The following is a 20444-nucleotide window of genomic DNA, read 5'->3' as shown; positions in this document are numbered from 1 at the left end:
AGAGATTTGAAAGCCAGGCGGTAGTGCATGCGGGTTGAGTAGAGATAGCCAGGTTTGGGTAGTACGAAACATGTATCCTTTCACCTTAACCTATATATCTGATGACCATGCCCAACCTAAGCACCGCAACACTCAATGACATTGTCTTTGAGGGACGAAACAAATTGTACGGAGCCTATGTGCTCCGCCAACTGTATGAGCGCCACCTAGCCAGAGCATTAGCTATTGCTATTTCACTGACTTTGCTGTTGGTAGCTTCGCCATTGATAAAGGAGTGGATGTTTCCTACGCTTGTAGAAGCAGTAGCTCCTACACCTGATCTAACTCAAATCATTGACATATTACCCCCCCCTACTATTGCTAAACCAGAACCAGCAGGAGGTCGAGTGAAGCCTGTAGCCCCTATTGTTCGTCCACCAGCTGCTACTGCACCCAAAGTGGTAGATGACAAACTTGTAAAACCTGATGTTAAACCTGTTGAGCCCACAGTAACAACACCTGAACTTAATATTGATGCCGATCCTGGAGTGATTGGCAATGAAGGCGGAACCTCGACAACTGCTGGTCCGGTTGGTAATGACACAGCTGGGAGTACGACGAAGGCTCCCCCAGCTCCTACCATCTTCCTGACAGCAGAAGTAATGCCTGAGTTTTTGGGAGGCCAAGAGGCTCTACAACGCTATATGCAAAAGAACCTGCGGTACCCCTCCTTGGCTTTGCGCAATAACATAGAAGGGAAGGTGTATATTTCTTTCACTGTAATGGCTGACGGCTCCGTTGCAGATGTACAGGTGCTGAAAGGCTTGGGGTACGGTACTGATGAGGAAGCCGCACGCGTGGTAAAAAATATGCCCGCCTGGAAACCAGGCCAGCAAAATAAGCATGCTGTATCCGTGCGGTACACAATGCCTATTACTTTCCGCTACGAATAAATAGCTTGCACTCTTTCATAAGTGACTAGCAAGTAGCTGCTTAAGTAATTATCTACGTTGAAAAAGGCGGAAAAGCACTTGACTTTTATGAAATCAAGTGCTTTTCCGCCTTTCTTGTAGCAATAACATTGTCTTCGTTGCGTTTTGGCGAACCTGAGGCGAAGAACTTTGTGTTAATAGGCTGTACACACTTTTCTTTAGTTGCTGTCCCTAACCCATGATAAACCGCCCCACCACCGAAGAACGCTTGAGCTCCCAAACCAGTCCGAAAAGCCTGATGCGCTATTTCTTTCTGGTCATGACACTCACGTATATTGGCTTAGGAATATATTTTTGGCTGTCGCCGCTTCCGGCATTGAACCTATCTCTGTCAAACCGGCGTATCTTAGGAGGCATATTGGTATTCTACGGAATTATTAGATTTGTCCGTACTTACCAGCAGTACTTCCGCAGCTCTGCTTCTCAACATGACTAAACTTTCTGTGCTCTCACGTCTCTTTTCACTTGGCGCAACTCTCTGCGGCTTGCTCCTAATGACGGCTTGCAACCGGAATCCAGACAACGCGGGTCCCGACGATGATACTTCTACAACTGGTCGTATCAATATCAGTGTCGACGAAACGTTTGCCCCTATTCTGAAGTCGCATATCGATACATTTCAGCAACTGTATGTGTATGCTCACGTGACAGCTGCTTACAAACCTGAGGACTACGTTGCACAGGATATCTTAACTGATAAGGTGCGGGCTGTAGTGCTAGCTCGTCAGCTCAACGCTAATGAGAAGAGTGTATTGGAAAAGCAGAAGCTCATTCCACGCACCACGCACATTGCTACTGATGGTCTGGCCATTATTCTGCACCCTTCCAACCCTGACTCCCTGCTGACAATGACGCAGCTCAGCGCTATTTTTTCGGGGCAACAGGCCGACTGGAAGCAAGTCAGTGGTAAAACTAAATTGGGGCCTATTGACGTGGTTTTTGATGCCAACCGGTCTAGTACCACTCGCTACGTACAAGACTCTATTACGCATGGAAAGCCCTTGTCGAAACGTGTGTTTGCAGCAAAATCGAACCCTGCGCTGCTAGATTACGTTGCAACTCATCCGAACGCTATTGGCATAGTTGGAGCCAACTGGATTAGCGACCGGGACGATGCCGCAGTACAACGTTTTTTAAAGCGCATACGAGTAGCTAGTATTAGCTCCGAAGCGAATCCAAAGTCGGTTGATGACTATTATCAACCTTTTCAGGCATATTTAGCCTTGAAGAAGTACCCTTTGCGCCGCGAAGTGTATATCATCAGTCGGGAAGGCAGAGCGGGGCTTGGCACCGGTTTTGCATCCTTCATAGCAGGAACTAAGGGACAACTGATTGTTTTGAAATCAGGTCTGATGCCTGCTACCGGACAAACCCGAATCGTGAATACATCGAAGAAGTAAGTCTGGTCTTTTCACTTGAACACACCTCTTTTCCACTAAACCCATTACCCATGAACTTCAAGCCCTGGAATATCTCGTTCCTCGTTGCCTTGTCGGTTTCCGGCTCTGCCGCTTTCGCTCAGACTCCTCAGAAAGCTATTGAATTAGAGCGTTACAGCGAAGCCCGGGCCGCGCTCTTAAAGCAAGGTCAGTCTCCTGAAGCTTTGTATGAATTAGGTCGCCTCTATCAGAAGCGTGAGATGTCTGACTCTGCTGCTTATTACTTCAGCAAAGTTCCGCTCGATCCTAAAAACCCCATGACCATGGTGGCAGCTGGACGAGCTGCATTAGCGCAAGGCAAACCAGCTGATGCTCAAATTCAGTTCGACAACGCTCTGAAGGCTAGCAAAAAGAAGGACCTGAAGGTTTATACGATGATTGCGCAAGCTTATGGCGAGTCTAACGTCAAAGCTGACAATGCCAAAGCTGTAGCATATGTGCAAGAAGCTGAGAAGCTAAGCAAAGGCAAAGACAACCCTGAGCTGATGATTGCTCGTGGTGACATTTATGCCCAATCGGAGCAAGGCGGTGGTGAGGCTATGAACAGCTACGAGCGTGCTCTTCTAGCTGATCCAAACAGCGCACTTGCTAATTACCGGAAAGGTGCATTGAACGTTCGGGCTCGTAACTATAACGACGCTAAAGCTTCTTTTGAAAAGGCAATTCAGCTAGACCCGAACTATGCTCCTGCTTACAACGCATTAGCAGAGACCTACTTCTACGCTGGCAAATACGATGATGCTTTGGCAACTTTCCAGAAGTACCAAGGTGTAGCTGAGAAGTCGCCTGGTACTGATGCTAAGTATGCATCGTTCTTGTTCCTAACTAAAAAGTACCCAGAAGCACAAGCCGAAGTGGAAAAGGTACTAGCCCGTGACCCTCAGAACGTGACTATGAACCGTCTGTTGGCTTATTCGTTGTTCGAAAACGGCAAGTATCCAGAGTCTTTAGCGGCTATGGAGAACTACATGAAGATCCAGCCAGCTGATAAGCTCATCACCGAAGACTATGTATACTACGGTAAGATGCTGTCGAAGAACGGCCGTGCTCAAGAAGGTGAAACAGCTATCAAGAACGCTATAGCTAAAGACCCCAAGAAAGCTGCTGAACTGCAAGGAGAGTTGGCACAGAGCTACATGCTAGCCAAGAACTACCCTGCCGCTATTGCTGCTTTCAAGGAAATCATGAAAGCCACTCCTACCCCTGCTTTGACGGACCAGTTCCGCTTGGCTACGGCCTTCCAAGGCAATAAGCAGTACAAGCAAGCCGATAGCCTTTACAACATCATCAGCACTGCTCGCCCTACTTACGCCCCTGCCTACCTGATGCGTGCTCAAGCCAACGTTGGTTTAGATCCGGATTCCAAGCAAGGCCTTGCAAAGCCTTACTACGAGAAATACGTAGAAATTGCTAAAGCTGATCCTGAGAAGAACAAAGCAGGTTTGGCAGAAGCCAACGAGTACTTGGGCTACTACTACTACGCTAAAGGCGAGAAGACCACTGCTGCTCCTTATTATGAGCAAGTACTCGCCCTGGATCCAGGCAACTCGAATGCTAAGAAGGTAATCGATTCTATGAGGCCTGCTAAAGCAGCGCCGAAGAAGAAGTAACCTTCTCCGCGCTATATAAAAAGGGCCCGCAACTATTGTTGCGGGCCCTTTTTCGTTGCCAAACTTATTTGATTAGAGTAAAAGGATAATTGCTTTAAGGAGCGTACTGCTCCCAGTGAGCTAACACGGCTGCAAAGTCAGCGGGTAGCTCTACCTCAAATTGCATTTGGGCACCTGTTACGGGGTGTACAAAGCCTAAAGATTTCGCGTGTAGGGCTTGCCGAGGCATGAGCTCGAATGCTTTATCTACAAAGGCCTTGTAGGCGCCGGTACGTTGCCCATAGAGTACCTTGTTTCCGCCATAAGTGGCATCTGAGAACAACGGGTGCCCAATGTGCTTCATATGCACCCTGATTTGGTGTGTACGGCCCGTTTCGAGGTTGCATTGCACTAAGGCCACGTGGCCAAATGTGTGCAGTACCTTATAATGCGTTACTGCTGATTTGCCTTGGTCACTATCCAGAGGATACACGGCCTGCACCTTCCTGTCCTTTACACTGCGCCCGATATTGCTGCGGATGGTGCCTTGCGTCTCCTTGGGTATGCCCCAAACCAAAGCCAAGTACGTCCGCTCGATGGTATGGTAGAAGAACTGCTGGGAAAGGTGCGTCATAGCAAATTCAGTTTTGCCAATAACCAGTAATCCCGACGTGTCCTTGTCAATGCGGTGCACGAGACCGGGCCGGATTTCGCCATTACGACCTGTAGGCAGATTGTTGAGGTGATGCGTCAGGCCGTTTACCAGCGTACCGTGCCAATTGCCATATGCTGGGTGCACTACCATACCAGCGGGCTTATTCACCATCAAAAAGGCCTCGTCTTCGTAGCGAATATCGAGGTCCATGGGTTCGGGCAGCACCCGATAATCAATGGGCGGCTCGGGCAACGTAATGGTGATGGTGTCGCCTGGCTTAATGCGGTAGCTAGACTTTGCTGGCCGTTCGTTTACTTGCACAGCCTCGGCCAGAATAGCATTCTGAATTTTGGTGCGTGAAGTATGCGGCAGTTGGCGCAATAGATATTTATCGAGCCGCAGCAAATCCTGCTTGCGGCTTACTACAATGCGGTGGTGCTCGTAAAGCTCATCCCCTACTTCCGCGTCGTCTTCTTCAGATGGAGTAAGGGGCAGCAGTTCGTCGTCTGATGAGTCGATCTGAGTCATGTAAAATCTCAGGTAGAGTAGCTAAAAACAGAAAAGCCGAAGCGTAAAGCTCCGGCTTTTCTAACAATGGTAAGCAAAAGCGCCTTACTTCTTTTTGGTAGCCTTGGCTGTTTTGTTGGTGCTTGAAGCGGGAGAAGATACTGGCGTAGCAGGAGTAGTAGCCTTAGGTGCAGCCGCAGCAGCACCTGGAGTAACACCCATTTTCTTTAAAATCAGGTCGGAAATGTCGCCTTCTTTTGGACCGTGTAGCAGTACTGGGCTAGCACCATCAGAGTTCAGAACGTATGTGTAGCCATTCTCAACCGATACAGCGTCAATTGTCTTCTGGAGTTTGTCTAGTGCAGGCTTCAGCAAGGTTTGCTGCTTCTGCTGTAGGTTTTGGTCTGCTGAGCGCTGGAACTCTTGGATGGACTGCTGCATGGTAGTCAGCTCCTTTTCCTTGTCGGCTTTCACTACATCAGTCATTGTAGCGGCACCTTTCTGATAGGCTTCAGCTTTCGTTTGGTACTCGGCGTATTTGCTCTTCAACTGATTTTCCAGCTGCGTGCTATAAGCTTTCAAATCAGTTTCAATCTGCCGGCTTTCGGGCATCTGGCTCAGCACGTATTCCACGCTCGTGTAGCCAATTTTCAGCGGACCAGCTGGTGCAGTTGCCGTGGAGGGAGCTGGGGTTGCTGCTGCAACAGTAGGAGCCTGCGCTAACGCAACTGAAGCCGACGTGAGAGTGAGGGCGGCCGCAGCCAATACAACGCGGAACATGTTCATAATGGTTATTGAAAAGGGAAACGTCTGAGAAGGTTTATGTTGCAAAGTTAATTCTTTCGGCTTGCCGGGCGTGTGGCAGGTTTCCGAGTAGCTGGCGCAGTGCTACCAGCCTTGTCTTCATCCGCCTGAGGCTCATCCCCAGCCGGCGTTTTGGGCACGGACACCGACTTTACGCTGCCCTTTTGTGCGGTTTGGTTTCTGTCCTCAGATGCTAAACCCAATTCTTCCAATACAAATTCCGTATAGTCATGTACTGGGTTGGTATAAAGCATAGTTAGGTCGCCCGACTTGTCGAATATGATAGCCAATTGCTTTTTCTTAGCTACTTTCTCGACAGCCTCAAACACCCGATCCTGTACCGGTTTAGTTAGTTCTTGGCGCTTTTTGAACAGTTGGCCCTCGTAACCGAAGATTTTGTTTTGGTAGGCTTTTACATCCTGCTCTTTTTTCAGGATTTCATCTTGCCGCTTCTTTTTCATCGGCTCCGTCAATAAAACTTCCTCGGCCTGGTAAGTGCGGTATAGCTTATCGAGGTCCTTCTTTTGCGCCTCGATATCCTTCTGCCAGTTCTGCGACAAGTTATTTATCTCAGTTTGCGCCTGCGCATACTCTGGCATCTTGGTCATAATGAACTCGGAATCTATGTACCCAAATTTCTGGGCGGTAGCCGAGCCGGAAGTAATCAAAAGCACTAGCAAAGAGGCCAGGGCAGCGAACGTTTTCTTCATAGCAGCAAGTGATAAAGCCGACCGGCGCCTCTCGCACTTAGCGGATTTGCTGGCCGATGATGAAGTGGAATTGGTTGCGGTCCTGAGGAGTGTTCGCATTGCCTGCGTTGCGAGGAATCACATCAAAGGCGCGACCGAAGTCAAACCCTAGCAAACCAAATGCCGACATGAAAATACGAGCTCCAACCCCGGCTGAGCGATATAGCTTATAAGGGCTATAGTCCGTGTAGCTATCGAAAGCATTGCCAGCCTCTGCGAAACTAAGAACATAAACCGTTGCTGCAGGGTTCAGCGACACAGGATAACGCAGTTCCATCACATACTTATTATAGACGGCACCACCGTTTTGTTCTGTTCGCGCTGTAGGTATAGAGTTTTGGTCTCCAGGGTCGGCATAACCACGTAAACCTATGTACTCAGTTCCAACCAAGAAATTCTGGCTGCCACCAGCCCCTAACCCGGATCCTCCGAGCTTAAACCTTTCAAAAGGCCCGATTTGGTTGCTGCTCTTATAAGTGCCAATAAATCCGAAGTGAGCCCTTGTGTTAAGTACCAACTTACCTACAACAGGCGTAAACCAGGATGCGTCAAACATCCATTTATGAAATTCAACCCACTGGCTTGTATTTAAAGGCGCGCCAGTTTTAAACACTGAATAAGGCGGCGTAAGGTTTACGCTCAACGATAGTGAAGATCCTCTTCTTGTGAATGTAGGATTATCAATACTGTTGCGAGACAGCGTAGTATTCAGCGTGATGTTAGTGGCAGTTCCGTTCTGAAAGTTTTGAAAATAAGGATAATCCTTTACTATATACTGCGTCGCTGATAATGAATTGCTCAGCGTGAAGTAATCATCTGGCCAACGTAAACGTCTTCCTAAGCTAATAGAAGCACTATTGCTTTTGAGGTAACCGCTATTACTGATATCGAATCTACTAGTACCATAACCACGGCTAATAGTTCGATTTAAGCTAAAGGAAAACGAATTGGGCTTACGACCGCCAAGCCATGGCTCGGTGAAGGAGAACGAGTACGCTTGGTACTGAAGACCATTGGCTTGCACGTTCAATGAGATACGCTGCCCGTCGCCAGCTGGTACCGGCGTCCAGTTACGAAAGTCCTTGGCTTTGCGCAACGAGAAGTTGTTAAACACCAGACCAACCGTTCCAATAAAGCCTGCATAACCGCCCCAGCCACCCGAAAGAGTAATTTGGTCGGACGGTTTCTCTACTACAGTGTAATTGATATCAACTGTACCGTCTGCCTGGTTAGGCACTGGGTTGATACCTACTTTCTCGGGGTCAAAGTAACCCAAGGTAGATATCTCGCGCTGCGAACGGATGAGTAGTTCGCGGTTGAATTTGTCGCCTGGTAGCGTCCGCAACTCCCGGCGCAACACGTGGTCGGTAGTTTTAGTGTTACCTGCAATATTCACTTCCTTGATCCGAGCCTGCACTCCTTCGGTGAGGCGCATCTCGATATCGATAGAGTCGCCTTCTACCTTAGTTTCTACTGGGTCAATCGAGAAGAACAGGTATCCGTCGTTCATGTAGAGCGAAGTAATATCCTGGCCTGTTGGGTTATAATTGAGGCGCTTGTCCAGCGTTTCCTTGCTGTACACGCTCCCCTCCTTGATACCAAGTACCGATGCCAGCGTTTTGTCGTCGTACAAGTAGTTACCGGCCCACGTGATATTGCGGAAGTAGTACTTAGGACCTTCATCCACCCGAATGCGCAAGGCTAAGTTTTCCCCATTGCGAATAAGTGAATCCGATACCACCACCGCATCTCGGTAACCTTGCGAGTTGTAGAACTCGATAAGCTTGTTCTTATCCTCCTCAAACTCCACCCGCTGGAATTTTCCGGAGTTCAAGAATTTAGGAAATTTCTTTTCCTTAGTCTTCTTGAATTTGCCTTTCAGCTTGCTGTCCTTGAAAGCTTCGTTGCCTTCAAAGGCAATTTCCCGAATCTTGCTTTTCCCTCCTTTATCTACATTGATCTTCAGCACTACGCTGTTCGACAAGCTAGAGTCGGGTACTTGCGTGATGTTTACTTTAGCATCCAGGAAACCCTTATTGGTGTAGAACTTCCGAACCTGAGTACTCGTATTACTCAGCAGCGCGTCCGTTACTACCTTGCCCCGAATCAGCTTAATCTTGTTTTTGAGGTCATCTGCCTGGCTTTTACCAATGCCCGTAAACTCGAACTTTGACAGCCGAGGACGCTCTTTTAGGTTAAAATCCAGAAAAATACGGTTCCCATCGATGCGTGTGATAGAAACGCTCACATCACCCAGGATACCTTGTTCCCATACTTTGCGGATAGCCTTACCTATTTCTTCGCCAGGCACCGAAATAGGGTCGCCTACCCGCAAACCAGTTAAGCCAATCAGGGTATTAGTATCTAGGTAGCGGGCACCACTAACCGTGATACCTCCCAATTCGTAGCGCTTAGGCTCGTCGCCAGTCGCTGCAGGAGCGGCCGTTTGAGCCACTCCTGTCAAGGGCGCTACTACACCTAGGGTTAGAACTATGGCCGCTACTCGACCCAGTGTGTTCAAAGATAAATTCATTCTGCTGTTGAAACCTTACGAAACGGTTAGCTGCTCACTCGTTTTCCCAAAACGCCGCTCTCGGCGTTGGTACGCCTGCACGGCCTCTTCAAAATGAGCCCGGCGGAAATCAGGCCACAATAGATCAGTTATATACAGTTCAGTATATGCTAGCTGCCACAGCAAGAAGTTGCTAATGCGCTGTTCCCCACTGGTACGAATTAGCAACTCTGGATCAGGCATACCTGCCGTAGCCAAATACTTCGCAACAGTGCTCTCCTGAACGTCCTCAGCACGTAGTTGACCAGCTGCCACATCCGTAGCCATACGCCGGGCAGCCTGCGCTAAATCCCAACGGCCGCTATAGCTAAGCGCCAGCACTAGCGTCATTCGGGAACCTGCTTTGGTTAGCTCTATTGCTTCCGCCAATTCACGCTGACAAGAATTTGGCAAGCTTTCGATTTGACCTATAGCTTGTAAACGAATACTATTCTTTAATAGTGTAGGCGTCTCCTTCCGAATAGTGTGTACCAGCAATTGCATCAGTGCTGTCACCTCATGCGCTGGCCTCGACCAGTTTTCAGTGGAGAAAGCATAGAGCGTGAGGTAGCGTACCCCCATTTCGGCGGCAACTTCTACGGTTTCGCGTACGGCGGTAATGGCGCTCTGGTGCCCGAAGATGCGGAGCCCGCCCTTCTGCTTGGCCCAACGGCCATTACCATCCATAATCACGGCAACGTGAGCAGGAATATTCTTTGGGTCAATTTCGGACCGGATGGCCATGGATACTTTTTGCGTAAAGAGGCTGCAAGTTACGCAAATGGTTGCATTCCAACCTGTCCAATCCGGCTATCTACCGAAGGAGCTTAGGATTCTCCTTGTATTGAGGTGGGCAGTTTATCTTGTAAAAGGTATAGGATATAGTAAATCCGTTAAAAAAATACCAGTCTTGGTCATGCGGATTACCTACCACATCGGTCTGCCCGTTGCTCTTTCCATCAATATGATCGAGCTTATCGGTAAAGGCTTTACGAGCGCCAGCCTCCAGCCCTAAGTTCCAGCGGTTAGATAAGGCGTACTTGAAACCGAAGCCTGCGGGCACAGCAATTCCAAGCATATTTCCTTTCTGATTGAGAGAAGGCAATGCAGCATTATCAGTGGCCGTCGTGGTGCTAGCCAGAAAACCAGCTAATCCAAAAAAGACATATGGGGTGAAGTGTATTTTCGCCTTGCGGTAATGATAGTCAAAGAAGTTGTACTCCAACACCGCTGACGCCTCATACAGGCTACCCTTCATATTGGCTTGGCGATATGCTTGCAGCGGAGGCACGTTCCCATTGTCTCCTTTTACGTTTCCGTCATCAGCCCGTAGTAGTCCTGCTACCAGCGCCCCCCGCAGCGTAATAGGAGCAGAAATATCTCTGCGATAAAAGGCTGTAATAGCCGGACGATTATTCTTGAATTGATAGCTCGGCGATAATTCGCCTTTATAGACAAGTCCACCCAAGCCCACTCCAATTTCGCTGGTGTATTGGGCTGACACTGAATGAGCAAAAAAAACACTCCCTGTTTGCGCCAAGCAAACAAGGAGTGTTTTGGAGAGATTCGCTTTCGTCATTATACTGGTTGTGAATGAATGCCAACCAGCACGGACTGGTTAGCGGAATTTGGGGCTTTTAACGCGCGGAGCGAGAATGTAGTTGAGCGTAAATCCAGCTTGAACATACCAATCATCCTCGTCGTCTTTTCCACGTTGATAACCAGATTGATTTGTTTCCAACCAAGTGCCGTCTAATCCAGCTGTACCACCACCTGTGATGTCCCAACCAAAGTATTGAGCAGCGCCAGCGTTGAGGGCACTTTTACTAACCACATATTTTGTACTTACGTCGTCAAGGTAATCATTAAAGGTCTTCCGGAAACCAATTTCAAACCCTAGGTCAAAACTCTTATTGAGCTTATAACGTGCTCCAATACCAAATGGTATTGCAATACCAGCTCTATTATAAGATACTCCTTCTGTTTTAAGAGGCTGTAACGCAATGTAGCTGCCTTTCTCCAAATTCTGAGAATTGTCATCAGTCACTTCGCCTTTGGGATTACCAGCATATCCTGCTAATCCAGCAAATATATAAGGTACAAAGTCCGGACGTTTGATGTAATTATTCCGATTAGGAATCAGATCAAAAATAGCTACTGCGGAGAGTTCAGCAATATCGTTTCGGAAATTCATATTGCGGTTATACCGATATTTAGCATCAGAATCACTCTGGTCAGCAGCCTTGACATCACTGCCCGTAATACGGCCGTAGCTTAGACCTCCGCGACCAGAGATACGAGGGGTAAAGCGGTGAGTGAATGTAACGCCAAGGTTGGGGCGAGTAGCGCCAAAACGTAAGCTTGGAATGCTAGGCTTAGGGGTAATATCACCAAAATAGTTCATAGCTGTCAGCGTTACGCCGACTGAATTGTACTGCTTCCGCTTCGTGAACTGTTGCGCATCCGCCGCAGGTGCCGCTAGCAGCGAAGCTAACAATAACGTAAGAGTGTAATTGAAAAACTGCTTCATATTGGAGCGAAAGTTAGTAATAGCGAACCGGAGGGTCTGATCTGAAGGAAACACAGTAACAGTCAGCAACAAAAGTAGAAGATATAGGGAACTAAAAAAACAAATAGAAGAGAAAGTATATCTATCAAACTGGAATTCCAGCCGGATTTCGCCGATCCAAACCCCAGTTTAACTTGCTTCGCAGCGTACTTAGGAAATTAACATGATTGAATTTTACTAAGCGTACAGAAAAGCTCTCTCGTCTAACTGCAATTTGAACCCCCGCATCGACTGCTACTGAACGTGAATCAAGGGAAAGCAAAAACTGATTGCTTCTCCCTTCAATCTCAAACGAAATCACGCTGCGGTCCGATACGATAATAGGACGCACGTTGAGATTGTGAGGGCATACGGGAGCAATGATGAAATTGTTTGTCTGCGGTAGCATTACCGGTCCACCACAGCTCAAGGAGTAACCGGTAGAACCAGTTGGGGTAGCTACAACCAAGCCATCGGCCCAATAAGAGTTCAAGTATTCCCCATCAATGTAGGTGTGGACTACAATCATTGAAGAGGTATCTCGTTTCAGGATACTGAACTCATTGAGTCCGAAATTGATGCCCCCAAAAGCATCAGGATCGGTTTCCACTCGGATTAAGCTACGGTCCTCCAAGACGAAATGGCCTTTGAAGAGAGCATCCATAGCTTGTGCAATACGATCGGGAGTAACAGTGGCCAGAAAGCCGAGTCGTCCTGTGTGAATACCAAGTATCGGTATCTGTAGACTGCCAACGTAAGTGACAGTATCGAGCAGGGTACCATCGCCGCCAATGCTGAGAACGAACTGTACACCCCGCAATGAGTCGTCACGAGTAAAGATGGAAACGCCAGCAGGCAAGTTGAGCCGTTGAGTTAGATAATCGTGGAAAGACTTGGCTATTAAAATGTCTGTCTGCCGACTAGCTAGATCGTTAAGTAGATTCTGCACAAAAGGCAAACTTGCATCGTCGAAGGGCTTCCCTAGAATGGCAATTTTCATAACAGAATCTTAACCTGCGTATAGCAGGTGCTACATCAAATGGGAAATTGGGAACGGAAAAAGAATCCTCCTTGGCCGCGTACTGTACGGGTGTATTCCAAGGTAAAGACTCGGTCGTAGTATGTTACCAGATGCATTGCAACCCCGGCAGAAGCAAGCAAACGCTTTGGTAGCCGGTTGCCAGCCACAACCGAAGGCGTGCTTACGTAACCTGCATCGATAAAGGTATTCAAATAGAGTACGAGCGGAATAGTGTTGACCTTGGGATTGGTTATCCCATCTAGTTGCACTTGCCCCGCATCGAAGAGGCGATAGGAGACACCTTGCTGCACCAACGCGTAGTGCCGACCGTCTACTACGTAGGGATCGTAGCCACGCACTAGTGCGTCGTAGCCAAGCGCTCGATTGTCGGCGTAGGAGAAGCGCTTGCTAAAGCGCATTTGCCCTTGCACAGCACCACTGTAGTAGAACTGCCCACCGAGTGGTACATAGCGGGCATAACGAACCCGTGTTAGTAGCTGCGTAGGAGCCTCTGTAAGAAAGCAACGAAACACCACTTGGGCTTGTAAGTAACGACCGCTGAGAGGGTAAGCAAATGTATTGCGCTGGTTGAGTACACCACTTAAGCTAAAGTCCAGATACTCTCGGCGGGCACGGCCAAGGTAGTAATCAGGATTAAGGTAATTCACGGAATCCGAAATTGCTTCTTGATGGTAGCTAACATCAAAGGCAGCTAGTAAGCGTACCGTTTTGCGCCAGCGCAATCCGGCCGTAACGTAGCGTCGCTCGATTGGAAAACCATCTTGAGGACGAAAAGTAACAAGCCTATCCTGGACTGTGGCATAATCCAAGGCTCGGGCTCGGTAGTATGAAAAGCCTGCCCCCACGCCTACTCGGCGGCGCCGACCATAGCCTGGTGCTTCGTAGAACAATTCGTATTTGCGGTTGAAGCCCAACTGTAGGTTAGCCAGCAAGTTTTCGTTGCGTCCTCGAAAGTTTCTGCGCGTCAGGTGCACACCGTAGTCGACCCGACGCCAACGGTCGGAGCGGTCGGCCCAGGCGCGGAAATTACGGTCAGCAATAGAAAGAATAGGAACCGGGAAGGTGTACCAACGCTCTTTTACGCTAAAGAGAAGCGTTATGCTGCCGTTGTGGCAAGCCACCTCACACAGCACCTGATGAAACAACTGTAGATTGTAGAGGCGGCGGCGGTTTGCTTCAATCCGAGTTGTCAACGTGGCAGCCTGCAAAGTGTCGCCCTCAGCGAAATCAAGTTCTGCTCGTAGGGTACGCTCCTTGGTTATTTCGTTTCCCACAAAAACTATGGCACCCACTTGGAGGGTTGCGTAACCAGGGCATGCTATGAGTGCCTGCAGAGTGCCGGCGGAGGATGAGCAGTTACTGGCAAGAGGCGTAGCCACGGCCAACGCAGGAACGGCACGAACCATAGTGGTAGCCAAAAGCAGCCCTATCCAAACCAAAAAAGCTCGTGTGTGCACTCGGTTGCCGCTTACAGGCTTAGGTATTTCAGCAATGCATCGTACCGCTCCTGCTCGTTTTCTCCTACCTCGGCTACGCCATTGAACTGCGCCGTGATGGCATAGCCAAAGCGCTCCAGAGTAGCAGCAATACGAGTAAGTGAAGGAGTATTCACCTTCAGGGTGAGGCGGATACGATAAGGATCATGCTCGTCTTGGGCTACGTGAGCACTTAGCACTTTGGCGTTGTTTTCTTCTATGTACCGGCTAATAGTTCCTAGAGAATAGTCACGCTCTTCCATAGAAAGCACAATCACGGCTCCTTGTCCGGGAGCGATAGGCGGCTGACCGAAAGCAGCTAACGTGTCACTAACCGTCACGACGCCCATGTACTCCCGTTGATCGTCGAGTACCGGAACAAGTTGAATCTTATTCTGGATGGCAACTTCCATGACGCTGTAGAAATGCTGATCGTGCTGGACATGCACATCGGCGAAGCTCAAGGGAAGGTCACTTAAAAGTTGATTGTTTTTTTCGGCTTGTTCAGCATCAGCCAAATCAGCCCCCGTGACTAGCCCGCGGTAGGCACGGTTATCGAGTACGGGCAATTGGCCAACGTGGAATTCCTCCAGCCATTTGGCCGCTTTCCCGACGGTATCCGACACCTTCAGGGGCGGAATCATCTGGTTGAGCAAGTCTTCGGCAATCATCGAATGCATCGGCGGGATATGAGGAATTTGATACGACTAAAGTGAAACCAGGCGGGCGGGTTAGGGTTGCGAAAGAACTGAAACACCTAGTTGCGACCAACAAGCCACAACATCAATAAATACGAAGCAGCAACAAACTTGGAGTTTGAGAAGCAGCAGATATACAAAAAAGTTTTCAACGGCGTACACCGAGCAGCTAGTAATCTAAAGAGACTACCTAAACCGTAGAGGTTGCTTTTGTTTACGCTACCTCTACAATTCCTCTGCACTGCTGCTTACTCTCAGCTAGCTGCTACCGTTTCCTTCTCGGTACGAAGCAAAAACTGACTTAGTAACACATTAAATTCCTGAGGGCGCTCCATCATGGGGGCATGGCCACAATGGTCGAGAAAACGCAACTCGGAATTGCGAATTAGATGGTGAAATTCGTGCGCTACCACTGGCGGAGTGATGGTATCATTGAGCCCCCAAACCAATAAGGTTGGTACCCGAATACCACCTAGCTCTTTGCCGAGGTTGTGCCGCTGAGCCGACCTCGCAATAGAAATAATACGTAGGCACTTGGCATTGGAGTTGGTAACGTTGAATACCTCGTCCACCAGTTCCTTGGTAGCCACAGCAGGGTCGTAGAAAGTATAGGCCACTCGCTCCTGCACGTAGCCATAATTGCCACGTTTAGGAAAAGAACCGCCCATCGTATCCTCGAACAAGCCACTGCTACCGGTGAGTACCAGCCGGTTAACCCGCTTCGGGTTACGCAGGGTGTATTCTAGCCCTACATGGCCCCCTAGCGAATTACCTAGCACCGTGCAGGGCTCTGTTAGATGGATAGCCGCCACAAATTCCTCTACGTACTTCACCAAGCCCGGCACGCCCGCCTGCGTAAGCGGCATGTCGTAGATAGGTAACAGCGGAATGATAACGCGGTAGTCGGAGCGAAAGTGCTCTACTACATCCTGCCAATTACTGAGGGCCCCAAAAAGACCGTGCAACAGCAGCAGTACCGGACCGGCACCTTCGTCGACGTACTGAAATTCGTTGCGTTCTTTGATTTGCAATTCCATCTTTTAGTGGGTGGCCAATGTGGTATTCGCCATCGGACCCTCTTCTACAATGATACAATACCGAACCCAATTGCGCAGCATCAAGAGCCCGTGGGTGGTGAGCAGCGCCTCGGGGTGGAACTGAACGCCCACCAGCGGCAAGGTAGTATGACGCAGCGCCATGATTTCGCAGGCGGCATCGGCAGTGTAAGCCAAAGGCCGCAGCACAGCAGGCAAATCATTTACTACCAGTGAATGGTAACGCGTGATGGGTACATGCCGCGGCAACTCATGAAACAGCCCCTCGTTAGTTACCACTTCCATCTCCGATACTTTGCCATGCATGGGTCGGGCAGCACGGGTAACGGTGGCTCCGAAAAATTCGGCTAGAGCCTGATGCCCTAGGCACACTCCGAGCATCGGGACGCGCTGATGCCAAGCAGCAATGACAGCCATTAGGTTGCCAGCGGTAGCCGGCGTACCAGGTCCCGGCGACAAAACTAGGGCATCGAATTCCAACTCCTCTAGCTGCTCCAATGGCGCATCATTGCGCACAACCTGCACCTCGCACCCTAGTTGCTGAAAGTAATCCAGCAAATTGTAGGTGAATGAATCGAAGTTGTCGAGCAGCAGCAGGCGCGTCATGGCAATATGAGAGTAGCTGAAATAAGCAGGTAAAGCGGCGGAGAGTTCCTGCACAGCTATTCAGAAACTTGTACTTCGCGTAATGCCCCTTAATTCGCTAGAACACCGTGCGTAGCTTGGCTAGCAGCGTACTGGCGAAAGGCATAACGAAGCCGACAATTTCCAGCGCCAAGGGCGTGGCTTGACGCACGACGGGCAATACCTGTGAGCTAGCAACAAGAGTAGGCGAAATGAGTTGCAAACCTGATAAGCCGATTCCGTGCAGCAGTAGGCTCAAGCCTAGCACCCACTTCAGTACGCCGACCGCGCCACCACCCAAGTTGTCGAGGACACCTAAGGGCGTGAGATGCACTGCTTTTTTTACGAAGCTGCCCAGTAAATGCACGCCCCACACAATGGCAGCAAATACTAGCAAGAACGCCACGAGTGGCAGCAGTCCAAAAGCCTCTCCTACGTAGTGACGCACCAGCGGAATAGCATCGTTGAGAAGAGCTAATCCGCCCACGGCCCCCAAGACGAACGCCAGCAACGACGCTACTTCTAATACCAGTCCCCGCTGAAAGCCTTTCACAGCGCCTATCCCCAGTGGAATCAGCAGCAGAATATCAAAAGCGGACATAAATAGAGGAGCTAGCCTGAAGGCGCTAGTATCCAAGAAGTAAGGGAGGCAGTAAAGTGCCCCTTCGGCAACGTGGATGCTAGCGCCTTCACTGCTTACACATTCGTGTTATTGAGCAGGTTGTTTACCACTTGCGAAATCATCCGGCCGTCGGCTTTGCCAGCAAGCTCGCGGGCTGCTACGCCCATTACTTTGCCTAAATCGGAAGGGCCCGTGGCGCCTACGCGCTGGATGATGCCGACTAGCTGCTCCACCAGATCGGCTTCGCTAAGCTGCTTGGGCAGGTATTCTTCAATAATAGCCAACTCTGCTAGCTCCACTTCTTCGAGGTCGGAGCGGAACTGCTTGTTATAGGTTTCAGCGGCTTCGCGGCGCTGCTTGGCGGCTTTGGTTAAGAGCTTAATTTCAGCGTCGGAGGTGAGGGCTGCGCCGTGCTGCCCTTCGGCCGTTTCAGCCAACATGATCTGGGACTTGATGCTGCGCAGAGTGGTAAGACGCGTTTTGTCTTTGGCCAGCATGGCCTTCTTGATATCGGCGTCGATGGTTTCTTTTAAAGCCATAAGTCAGGAAAAATGAGGATGCAAGATTACGTGTTTTTAAGTGATGCAACGGCAGCCTTAGGCAAGCATGAATTGCGGGTGGTACGACAGGGCATAGAGTACAAACTACTTCAGCCACGCGCTGCACTGTTTACTAGAAGCTGTACGGTCTTGCTGCGGTTTGGGCTCAGTAGAAATCAGAAGTAAACCGAGTCGGAGCGCAGTAGCCTAACTATAGGCCATTGGTTGATGACTAGAGTTGATGGTAGCTGGAGGCGTGATGAGAACAACTGCAAAAACAGGGGGCGTAGCTCGGAGTTGTATCTTTGGTTTCTTCCAAGGCCACTTCGTCAGAAACACCCTTATATGACCAAGCTTAGCGTAAACATAAATAAAATAGCTACCCTGCGGAATGCCCGCGGCCATAACCGCCCTGACCTCCTGCAAGTAGCGCGCGACTGTGAACGGTTTGGAGCGCAAGGCATTACGGTGCATCCGCGGCCCGATGAGCGCCATATCCGCTACCAGGATGTGCGCGACTTGAAAGCTATTGTTACCACCGAACTAAACATAGAAGGCAATCCAACTCCCGATTTCCTGAACCTAGTGCGCGAAGTACGCCCGGAGCAAGTGACCCTGGTGCCCGACGCCCCCGACGCCATTACATCGAACGCCGGCTGGGACACCGTAAATCATCAAATCTATCTGATGGGTATTGTGCAGGAATTGAAGGCCTTGGGTTGCCGGGTCAGCATTTTCCTGGATCCGAACCTGGAAATGGTGAAGGCCGCGGTTGGCACCGGTACCGACCGGATTGAGTTGTACACCGAAGACTACGCTCGCCAGTACCACCACGACCCGGCAGCGGCCCTCCTCCCCTACCGCACGGCCGCCGATTTGGCGCATCAGCTTGGACTCGGCGTCAATGCTGGTCACGACCTCGACCTCGACAATCTGGCGTATCTGCATCAAAACTTACCTGGGCTGGCGGAAGTGAGCATCGGGCACGCCCTGGTTTGCGATGCGCTTTACCTGGGCCTCGAAAACACGATTCAACTTTATCGTCGCCAATTAGCGTAATGGATTAATAAAGCATGAGCAAGATGTGCTTCTCTCCTGCTCATACTCCCTAGTTGTTGATCCTATGCCCCGTTTGCCCCTCCCCGAATTTCTACAAGGCCCTGAGAATGCGCCCGTCTTGGACGTACGTGCTCCTATTGAGTATAGCCAGGGCCACATACCCGGTGCGCTTAACTTTCCCCTCTTCACCGACGAGGAACGGGCCCGCATCGGCACCACGTACAAGCAAGCCAGCCAAGATAAAGCCGTGTTGCTTGGCTTAGACTTGTTTGGACCGAAAATGAGCCAGATGGTAAAGGTGGCCAGCAAGCTAGCTCCTGGCAAAGAAGTGCGGGTGCATTGCTGGCGTGGCGGCATGCGCAGCGGCGCGGTGCAGTGGCTGCTAGAACTAGCCGGCTTCAAAGTACACCTGCTCAACAAAGGCTACAAAGACTATCGGCAGTGGGTGTTGGCTCAGTTCGCCGAGCCTCGACCGCTACTGGTGCTAGGTGGCCTTACGGGCTCTGGCAAAACCGATGTGCTGCACGAGTTGGCTAGCCTAAGTGAGCCAGTAGCAGACCTTGAAGGGCTAGCCAGCCACAAGGGCTCGGCGTTTGGCAGCATCGGTTTACCACCCCAGCCCACCCAAGAACAATTCGAAAATGACCTTGCTGCGGCTCTTGCACAGCTTTCAACCGAAACTCCTGTTTGGGTGGAAGACGAAAGCCGCACGATTGGCGGCATTCATGTGCCGCCGCCCCTGTTTCGGCAGATGAGTGAGGCGCCGCTGGTGGTGCTGGAAATACCGCGGGACGTACGGGTACGCAAGCTGGCCGAAGAGTACGGCCGCGAGGACCCAGGCGCCCTGGCCACATCAATCCTGCGAATTCGTAAACGCCTAGGTGGCTTGGCTACCAAAGAGGCGCTATCGGCCATCGGCGAAGATGACATGGAGAAAATGGTGAGCTTGGTGCTGGATTACTACGACAAGACCTACAACCACGGTCTTACGGGCCGTAAGGCCATCCGCGTACCCTCTACCACCTGCGACGCCGCCGTGAATGCCCAATTGGTCAGGGAAGCCGTGCAACACGCCAACTTATTTCCTTCTGTTCCCTCCAATACACCCACTAGTGGTACCTAAGCTGCGCGTTGCCCGCCCCACCGATCAATTGCCGGAGCTACTGCGCTTCTACCGCGACGGACTAGGCTTAGTAGAACTCGCTTCTTTCACGGCGCACAACGGTTTCGATGGGGTGATGCTCGGCCACCCCCAGGCCCCTTACCACCTTGAATTCACGCACCAACCCGGCCACCATGTAGGTTGGGCGCCAACCGCAGACCATCTGCTGGTGTTCTACTTACCACACCTACCCGATTGGCAAGCTTGCGTCCAGCGTATGGAGGTGGCAGGTTTCAAGCCAGTACCGGCCTACAATCCGTATTGGGACCAGCTCGGCACCACATTCGAGGACCCCGATGGGTACCGCGTGGTGTTGCAGCACGCAGCTTGGGAACTGTAACTGTTGCGCCTATTT

General features: G+C 50.3%; 20 protein-coding genes. 6 read left to right on the top strand and 14 right to left on the bottom strand.

Annotated features, from left to right (window positions below; translation table 11 throughout):
• Nucleotides 1–101: 101 nt before the first annotated feature.
• The 3 genes from P1X16_RS24530 to P1X16_RS24520 all read left to right on the top strand — a co-directional run bounded on the left by P1X16_RS24530 (nucleotide 102) and on the right by P1X16_RS24520 (nucleotide 4020).
• On the top strand, nucleotides 102–932 hold the full coding sequence (locus tag P1X16_RS24530) for an energy transducer TonB (RefSeq protein ID WP_277234748.1): 831 nt from the start codon (nucleotides 102–104) through the stop codon (nucleotides 930–932).
• A gap of 467 nt (nucleotides 933–1399) precedes the next feature.
• Nucleotides 1400–2371, top strand: a complete 972-nt coding sequence (locus tag P1X16_RS24525) for a substrate-binding domain-containing protein (protein ID WP_277234746.1) — start codon at nucleotides 1400–1402, stop codon at nucleotides 2369–2371.
• Nucleotides 2372–2421: 50 nt separating this feature from the next.
• The gene (locus P1X16_RS24520) at nucleotides 2422–4020 is read left to right on the top strand and encodes a tetratricopeptide repeat protein (RefSeq protein ID WP_277234744.1); all 1599 of its coding nucleotides are present in this window, start codon (nucleotides 2422–2424) and stop codon (nucleotides 4018–4020) included.
• A gap of 94 nt (nucleotides 4021–4114) precedes the next feature.
• Here P1X16_RS24520 and P1X16_RS24515 read toward each other — a convergent pair whose 3' ends face one another.
• The 14 genes from P1X16_RS24515 to P1X16_RS24450 all read right to left on the bottom strand — a co-directional run bounded on the left by P1X16_RS24515 (nucleotide 4115) and on the right by P1X16_RS24450 (nucleotide 17868).
• On the bottom strand, nucleotides 4115–5182 hold the full coding sequence (locus P1X16_RS24515) for an RluA family pseudouridine synthase (protein ID WP_277234742.1): 1068 nt from the start codon (nucleotides 5180–5182) through the stop codon (nucleotides 4115–4117).
• An 84-nt stretch (nucleotides 5183–5266) separates the two neighbouring features.
• Nucleotides 5267–5941 carry an OmpH family outer membrane protein gene (locus P1X16_RS24510; RefSeq protein ID WP_277234739.1) on the bottom strand — a complete coding sequence of 225 codons (675 nt, stop codon included), beginning with the start codon at nucleotides 5939–5941 and terminating at the stop codon, nucleotides 5267–5269.
• Between the two features lie 53 nt (nucleotides 5942–5994).
• Nucleotides 5995–6675 (bottom strand): OmpH family outer membrane protein, encoded by a 681-nt coding sequence (locus P1X16_RS24505; RefSeq protein WP_277234737.1) that lies wholly within the window; start codon nucleotides 6673–6675, stop codon nucleotides 5995–5997.
• Nucleotides 6676–6712: 37 nt separating this feature from the next.
• Nucleotides 6713–9247 carry an outer membrane protein assembly factor BamA gene (bamA, locus tag P1X16_RS24500; protein ID WP_277234735.1) on the bottom strand — a complete coding sequence of 845 codons (2535 nt, stop codon included), beginning with the start codon at nucleotides 9245–9247 and terminating at the stop codon, nucleotides 6713–6715.
• A 15-nt stretch (nucleotides 9248–9262) separates the two neighbouring features.
• A complete protein-coding gene (locus P1X16_RS24495) occupies nucleotides 9263–10009 on the bottom strand; it encodes an isoprenyl transferase (protein WP_277234733.1) in 747 nt (248 codons plus the stop codon).
• 70 nt (nucleotides 10010–10079) lie between these two features.
• A complete protein-coding gene (locus P1X16_RS24490) occupies nucleotides 10080–10844 on the bottom strand; it encodes a DUF6089 family protein (protein WP_277234731.1) in 765 nt (254 codons plus the stop codon).
• A gap of 39 nt (nucleotides 10845–10883) precedes the next feature.
• The gene (locus P1X16_RS24485; protein WP_277234729.1) at nucleotides 10884–11795 is read right to left on the bottom strand and encodes a DUF6089 family protein; all 912 of its coding nucleotides are present in this window, start codon (nucleotides 11793–11795) and stop codon (nucleotides 10884–10886) included.
• 124 nt (nucleotides 11796–11919) lie between these two features.
• A complete protein-coding gene (locus tag P1X16_RS24480) occupies nucleotides 11920–12813 on the bottom strand; it encodes an NAD kinase (RefSeq protein ID WP_277234727.1) in 894 nt (297 codons plus the stop codon).
• A gap of 35 nt (nucleotides 12814–12848) precedes the next feature.
• Nucleotides 12849–14261: a POTRA domain-containing protein gene (locus P1X16_RS24475; protein ID WP_277234725.1), complete on the bottom strand. Its 1413-nt coding sequence runs from the start codon at nucleotides 14259–14261 to the stop codon at nucleotides 12849–12851.
• 62 nt (nucleotides 14262–14323) lie between these two features.
• Complete coding sequence (locus tag P1X16_RS24470) at nucleotides 14324–15010, bottom strand: CBS domain-containing protein (protein ID WP_277234723.1); 687 nt, start codon at nucleotides 15008–15010, stop codon at nucleotides 14324–14326.
• Nucleotides 15011–15282: 272 nt separating this feature from the next.
• Nucleotides 15283–16065, bottom strand: coding sequence for an alpha/beta hydrolase (locus P1X16_RS24465; protein ID WP_277234720.1), 783 nt, complete (start codon nucleotides 16063–16065; stop codon nucleotides 15283–15285).
• Between the two features lie 3 nt (nucleotides 16066–16068).
• Nucleotides 16069–16743, bottom strand: coding sequence for an aminodeoxychorismate/anthranilate synthase component II (locus P1X16_RS24460; RefSeq protein ID WP_346771264.1), 675 nt, complete (start codon nucleotides 16741–16743; stop codon nucleotides 16069–16071).
• A gap of 43 nt (nucleotides 16744–16786) precedes the next feature.
• Complete coding sequence (locus P1X16_RS24455) at nucleotides 16787–17308, bottom strand: CvpA family protein (protein WP_277234718.1); 522 nt, start codon at nucleotides 17306–17308, stop codon at nucleotides 16787–16789.
• A 95-nt stretch (nucleotides 17309–17403) separates the two neighbouring features.
• The gene (locus P1X16_RS24450; RefSeq protein WP_277234716.1) at nucleotides 17404–17868 is read right to left on the bottom strand and encodes a GatB/YqeY domain-containing protein; all 465 of its coding nucleotides are present in this window, start codon (nucleotides 17866–17868) and stop codon (nucleotides 17404–17406) included.
• Nucleotides 17869–18213: 345 nt separating this feature from the next.
• On the opposite strand from P1X16_RS24450, the gene P1X16_RS24445 reads away from it, so the two are divergent.
• The 3 genes from P1X16_RS24445 (at nucleotide 18214) to P1X16_RS24435 (ending at nucleotide 20429) form a co-directional block, all read left to right on the top strand.
• A complete protein-coding gene (locus P1X16_RS24445; protein ID WP_277234714.1) occupies nucleotides 18214–18927 on the top strand; it encodes a pyridoxine 5'-phosphate synthase in 714 nt (237 codons plus the stop codon).
• Between the two features lie 64 nt (nucleotides 18928–18991).
• Nucleotides 18992–20050: a tRNA 2-selenouridine(34) synthase MnmH gene (gene mnmH, locus P1X16_RS24440; protein ID WP_277234712.1), complete on the top strand. Its 1059-nt coding sequence runs from the start codon at nucleotides 18992–18994 to the stop codon at nucleotides 20048–20050.
• The gene (locus P1X16_RS24435; RefSeq protein ID WP_277234710.1) at nucleotides 20040–20429 is read left to right on the top strand and encodes a VOC family protein; all 390 of its coding nucleotides are present in this window, start codon (nucleotides 20040–20042) and stop codon (nucleotides 20427–20429) included. The genes mnmH and P1X16_RS24435 overlap by 11 nt, the downstream gene beginning before the upstream one ends.
• Nucleotides 20430–20444 lie beyond the last annotated feature (15 nt).

The sequence above is a fragment of the Hymenobacter sp. YC55 genome, assembly GCF_029433095.1.
Taxonomy (GTDB): domain Bacteria; phylum Bacteroidota; class Bacteroidia; order Cytophagales; family Hymenobacteraceae; genus Hymenobacter.
This window is presented reverse-complemented; position numbering and strand designations above follow the sequence as displayed.

Bases quoted from the DNA above. Each gene is read 5' to 3' on its own strand.
- P1X16_RS24530 (WP_277234748.1), top strand. From the start codon at position 102: ATGACCATGCCCAACCTAAGCACCGCAACACTCAATGACATTGTCTTT.
- P1X16_RS24525 (WP_277234746.1), top strand. From the start codon at position 1,400: ATGACTAAACTTTCTGTGCTCTCACGTCTCTTTTCACTTGGCGCAACT.
- P1X16_RS24520 (WP_277234744.1), top strand. From the start codon at position 2,422: ATGAACTTCAAGCCCTGGAATATCTCGTTCCTCGTTGCCTTGTCGGTT.
- P1X16_RS24515 (WP_277234742.1), bottom strand. From the start codon at position 5,182: ATGACTCAGATCGACTCATCAGACGACGAACTGCTGCCCCTTACTCCA.
- P1X16_RS24510 (WP_277234739.1), bottom strand. From the start codon at position 5,941: ATGTTCCGCGTTGTATTGGCTGCGGCCGCCCTCACTCTCACGTCGGCT.
- P1X16_RS24505 (WP_277234737.1), bottom strand. From the start codon at position 6,675: ATGAAGAAAACGTTCGCTGCCCTGGCCTCTTTGCTAGTGCTTTTGATT.
- bamA (WP_277234735.1), bottom strand. From the start codon at position 9,247: ATGAATTTATCTTTGAACACACTGGGTCGAGTAGCGGCCATAGTTCTA.
- P1X16_RS24495 (WP_277234733.1), bottom strand. From the start codon at position 10,009: ATGGCCATCCGGTCCGAAATTGACCCAAAGAATATTCCTGCTCACGTT.
- P1X16_RS24490 (WP_277234731.1), bottom strand. From the start codon at position 10,844: ATGACGAAAGCGAATCTCTCCAAAACACTCCTTGTTTGCTTGGCGCAA.
- P1X16_RS24485 (WP_277234729.1), bottom strand. From the start codon at position 11,795: ATGAAGCAGTTTTTCAATTACACTCTTACGTTATTGTTAGCTTCGCTG.
- P1X16_RS24480 (WP_277234727.1), bottom strand. From the start codon at position 12,813: ATGAAAATTGCCATTCTAGGGAAGCCCTTCGACGATGCAAGTTTGCCT.
- P1X16_RS24475 (WP_277234725.1), bottom strand. From the start codon at position 14,261: ATGGTTCGTGCCGTTCCTGCGTTGGCCGTGGCTACGCCTCTTGCCAGT.
- P1X16_RS24470 (WP_277234723.1), bottom strand. From the start codon at position 15,010: ATGCATTCGATGATTGCCGAAGACTTGCTCAACCAGATGATTCCGCCC.
- P1X16_RS24465 (WP_277234720.1), bottom strand. From the start codon at position 16,065: ATGGAATTGCAAATCAAAGAACGCAACGAATTTCAGTACGTCGACGAA.
- P1X16_RS24455 (WP_277234718.1), bottom strand. From the start codon at position 17,308: ATGTCCGCTTTTGATATTCTGCTGCTGATTCCACTGGGGATAGGCGCT.
- P1X16_RS24450 (WP_277234716.1), bottom strand. From the start codon at position 17,868: ATGGCTTTAAAAGAAACCATCGACGCCGATATCAAGAAGGCCATGCTG.
- P1X16_RS24445 (WP_277234714.1), top strand. From the start codon at position 18,214: ATGACCAAGCTTAGCGTAAACATAAATAAAATAGCTACCCTGCGGAAT.
- mnmH (WP_277234712.1), top strand. From the start codon at position 18,992: ATGCCCCGTTTGCCCCTCCCCGAATTTCTACAAGGCCCTGAGAATGCG.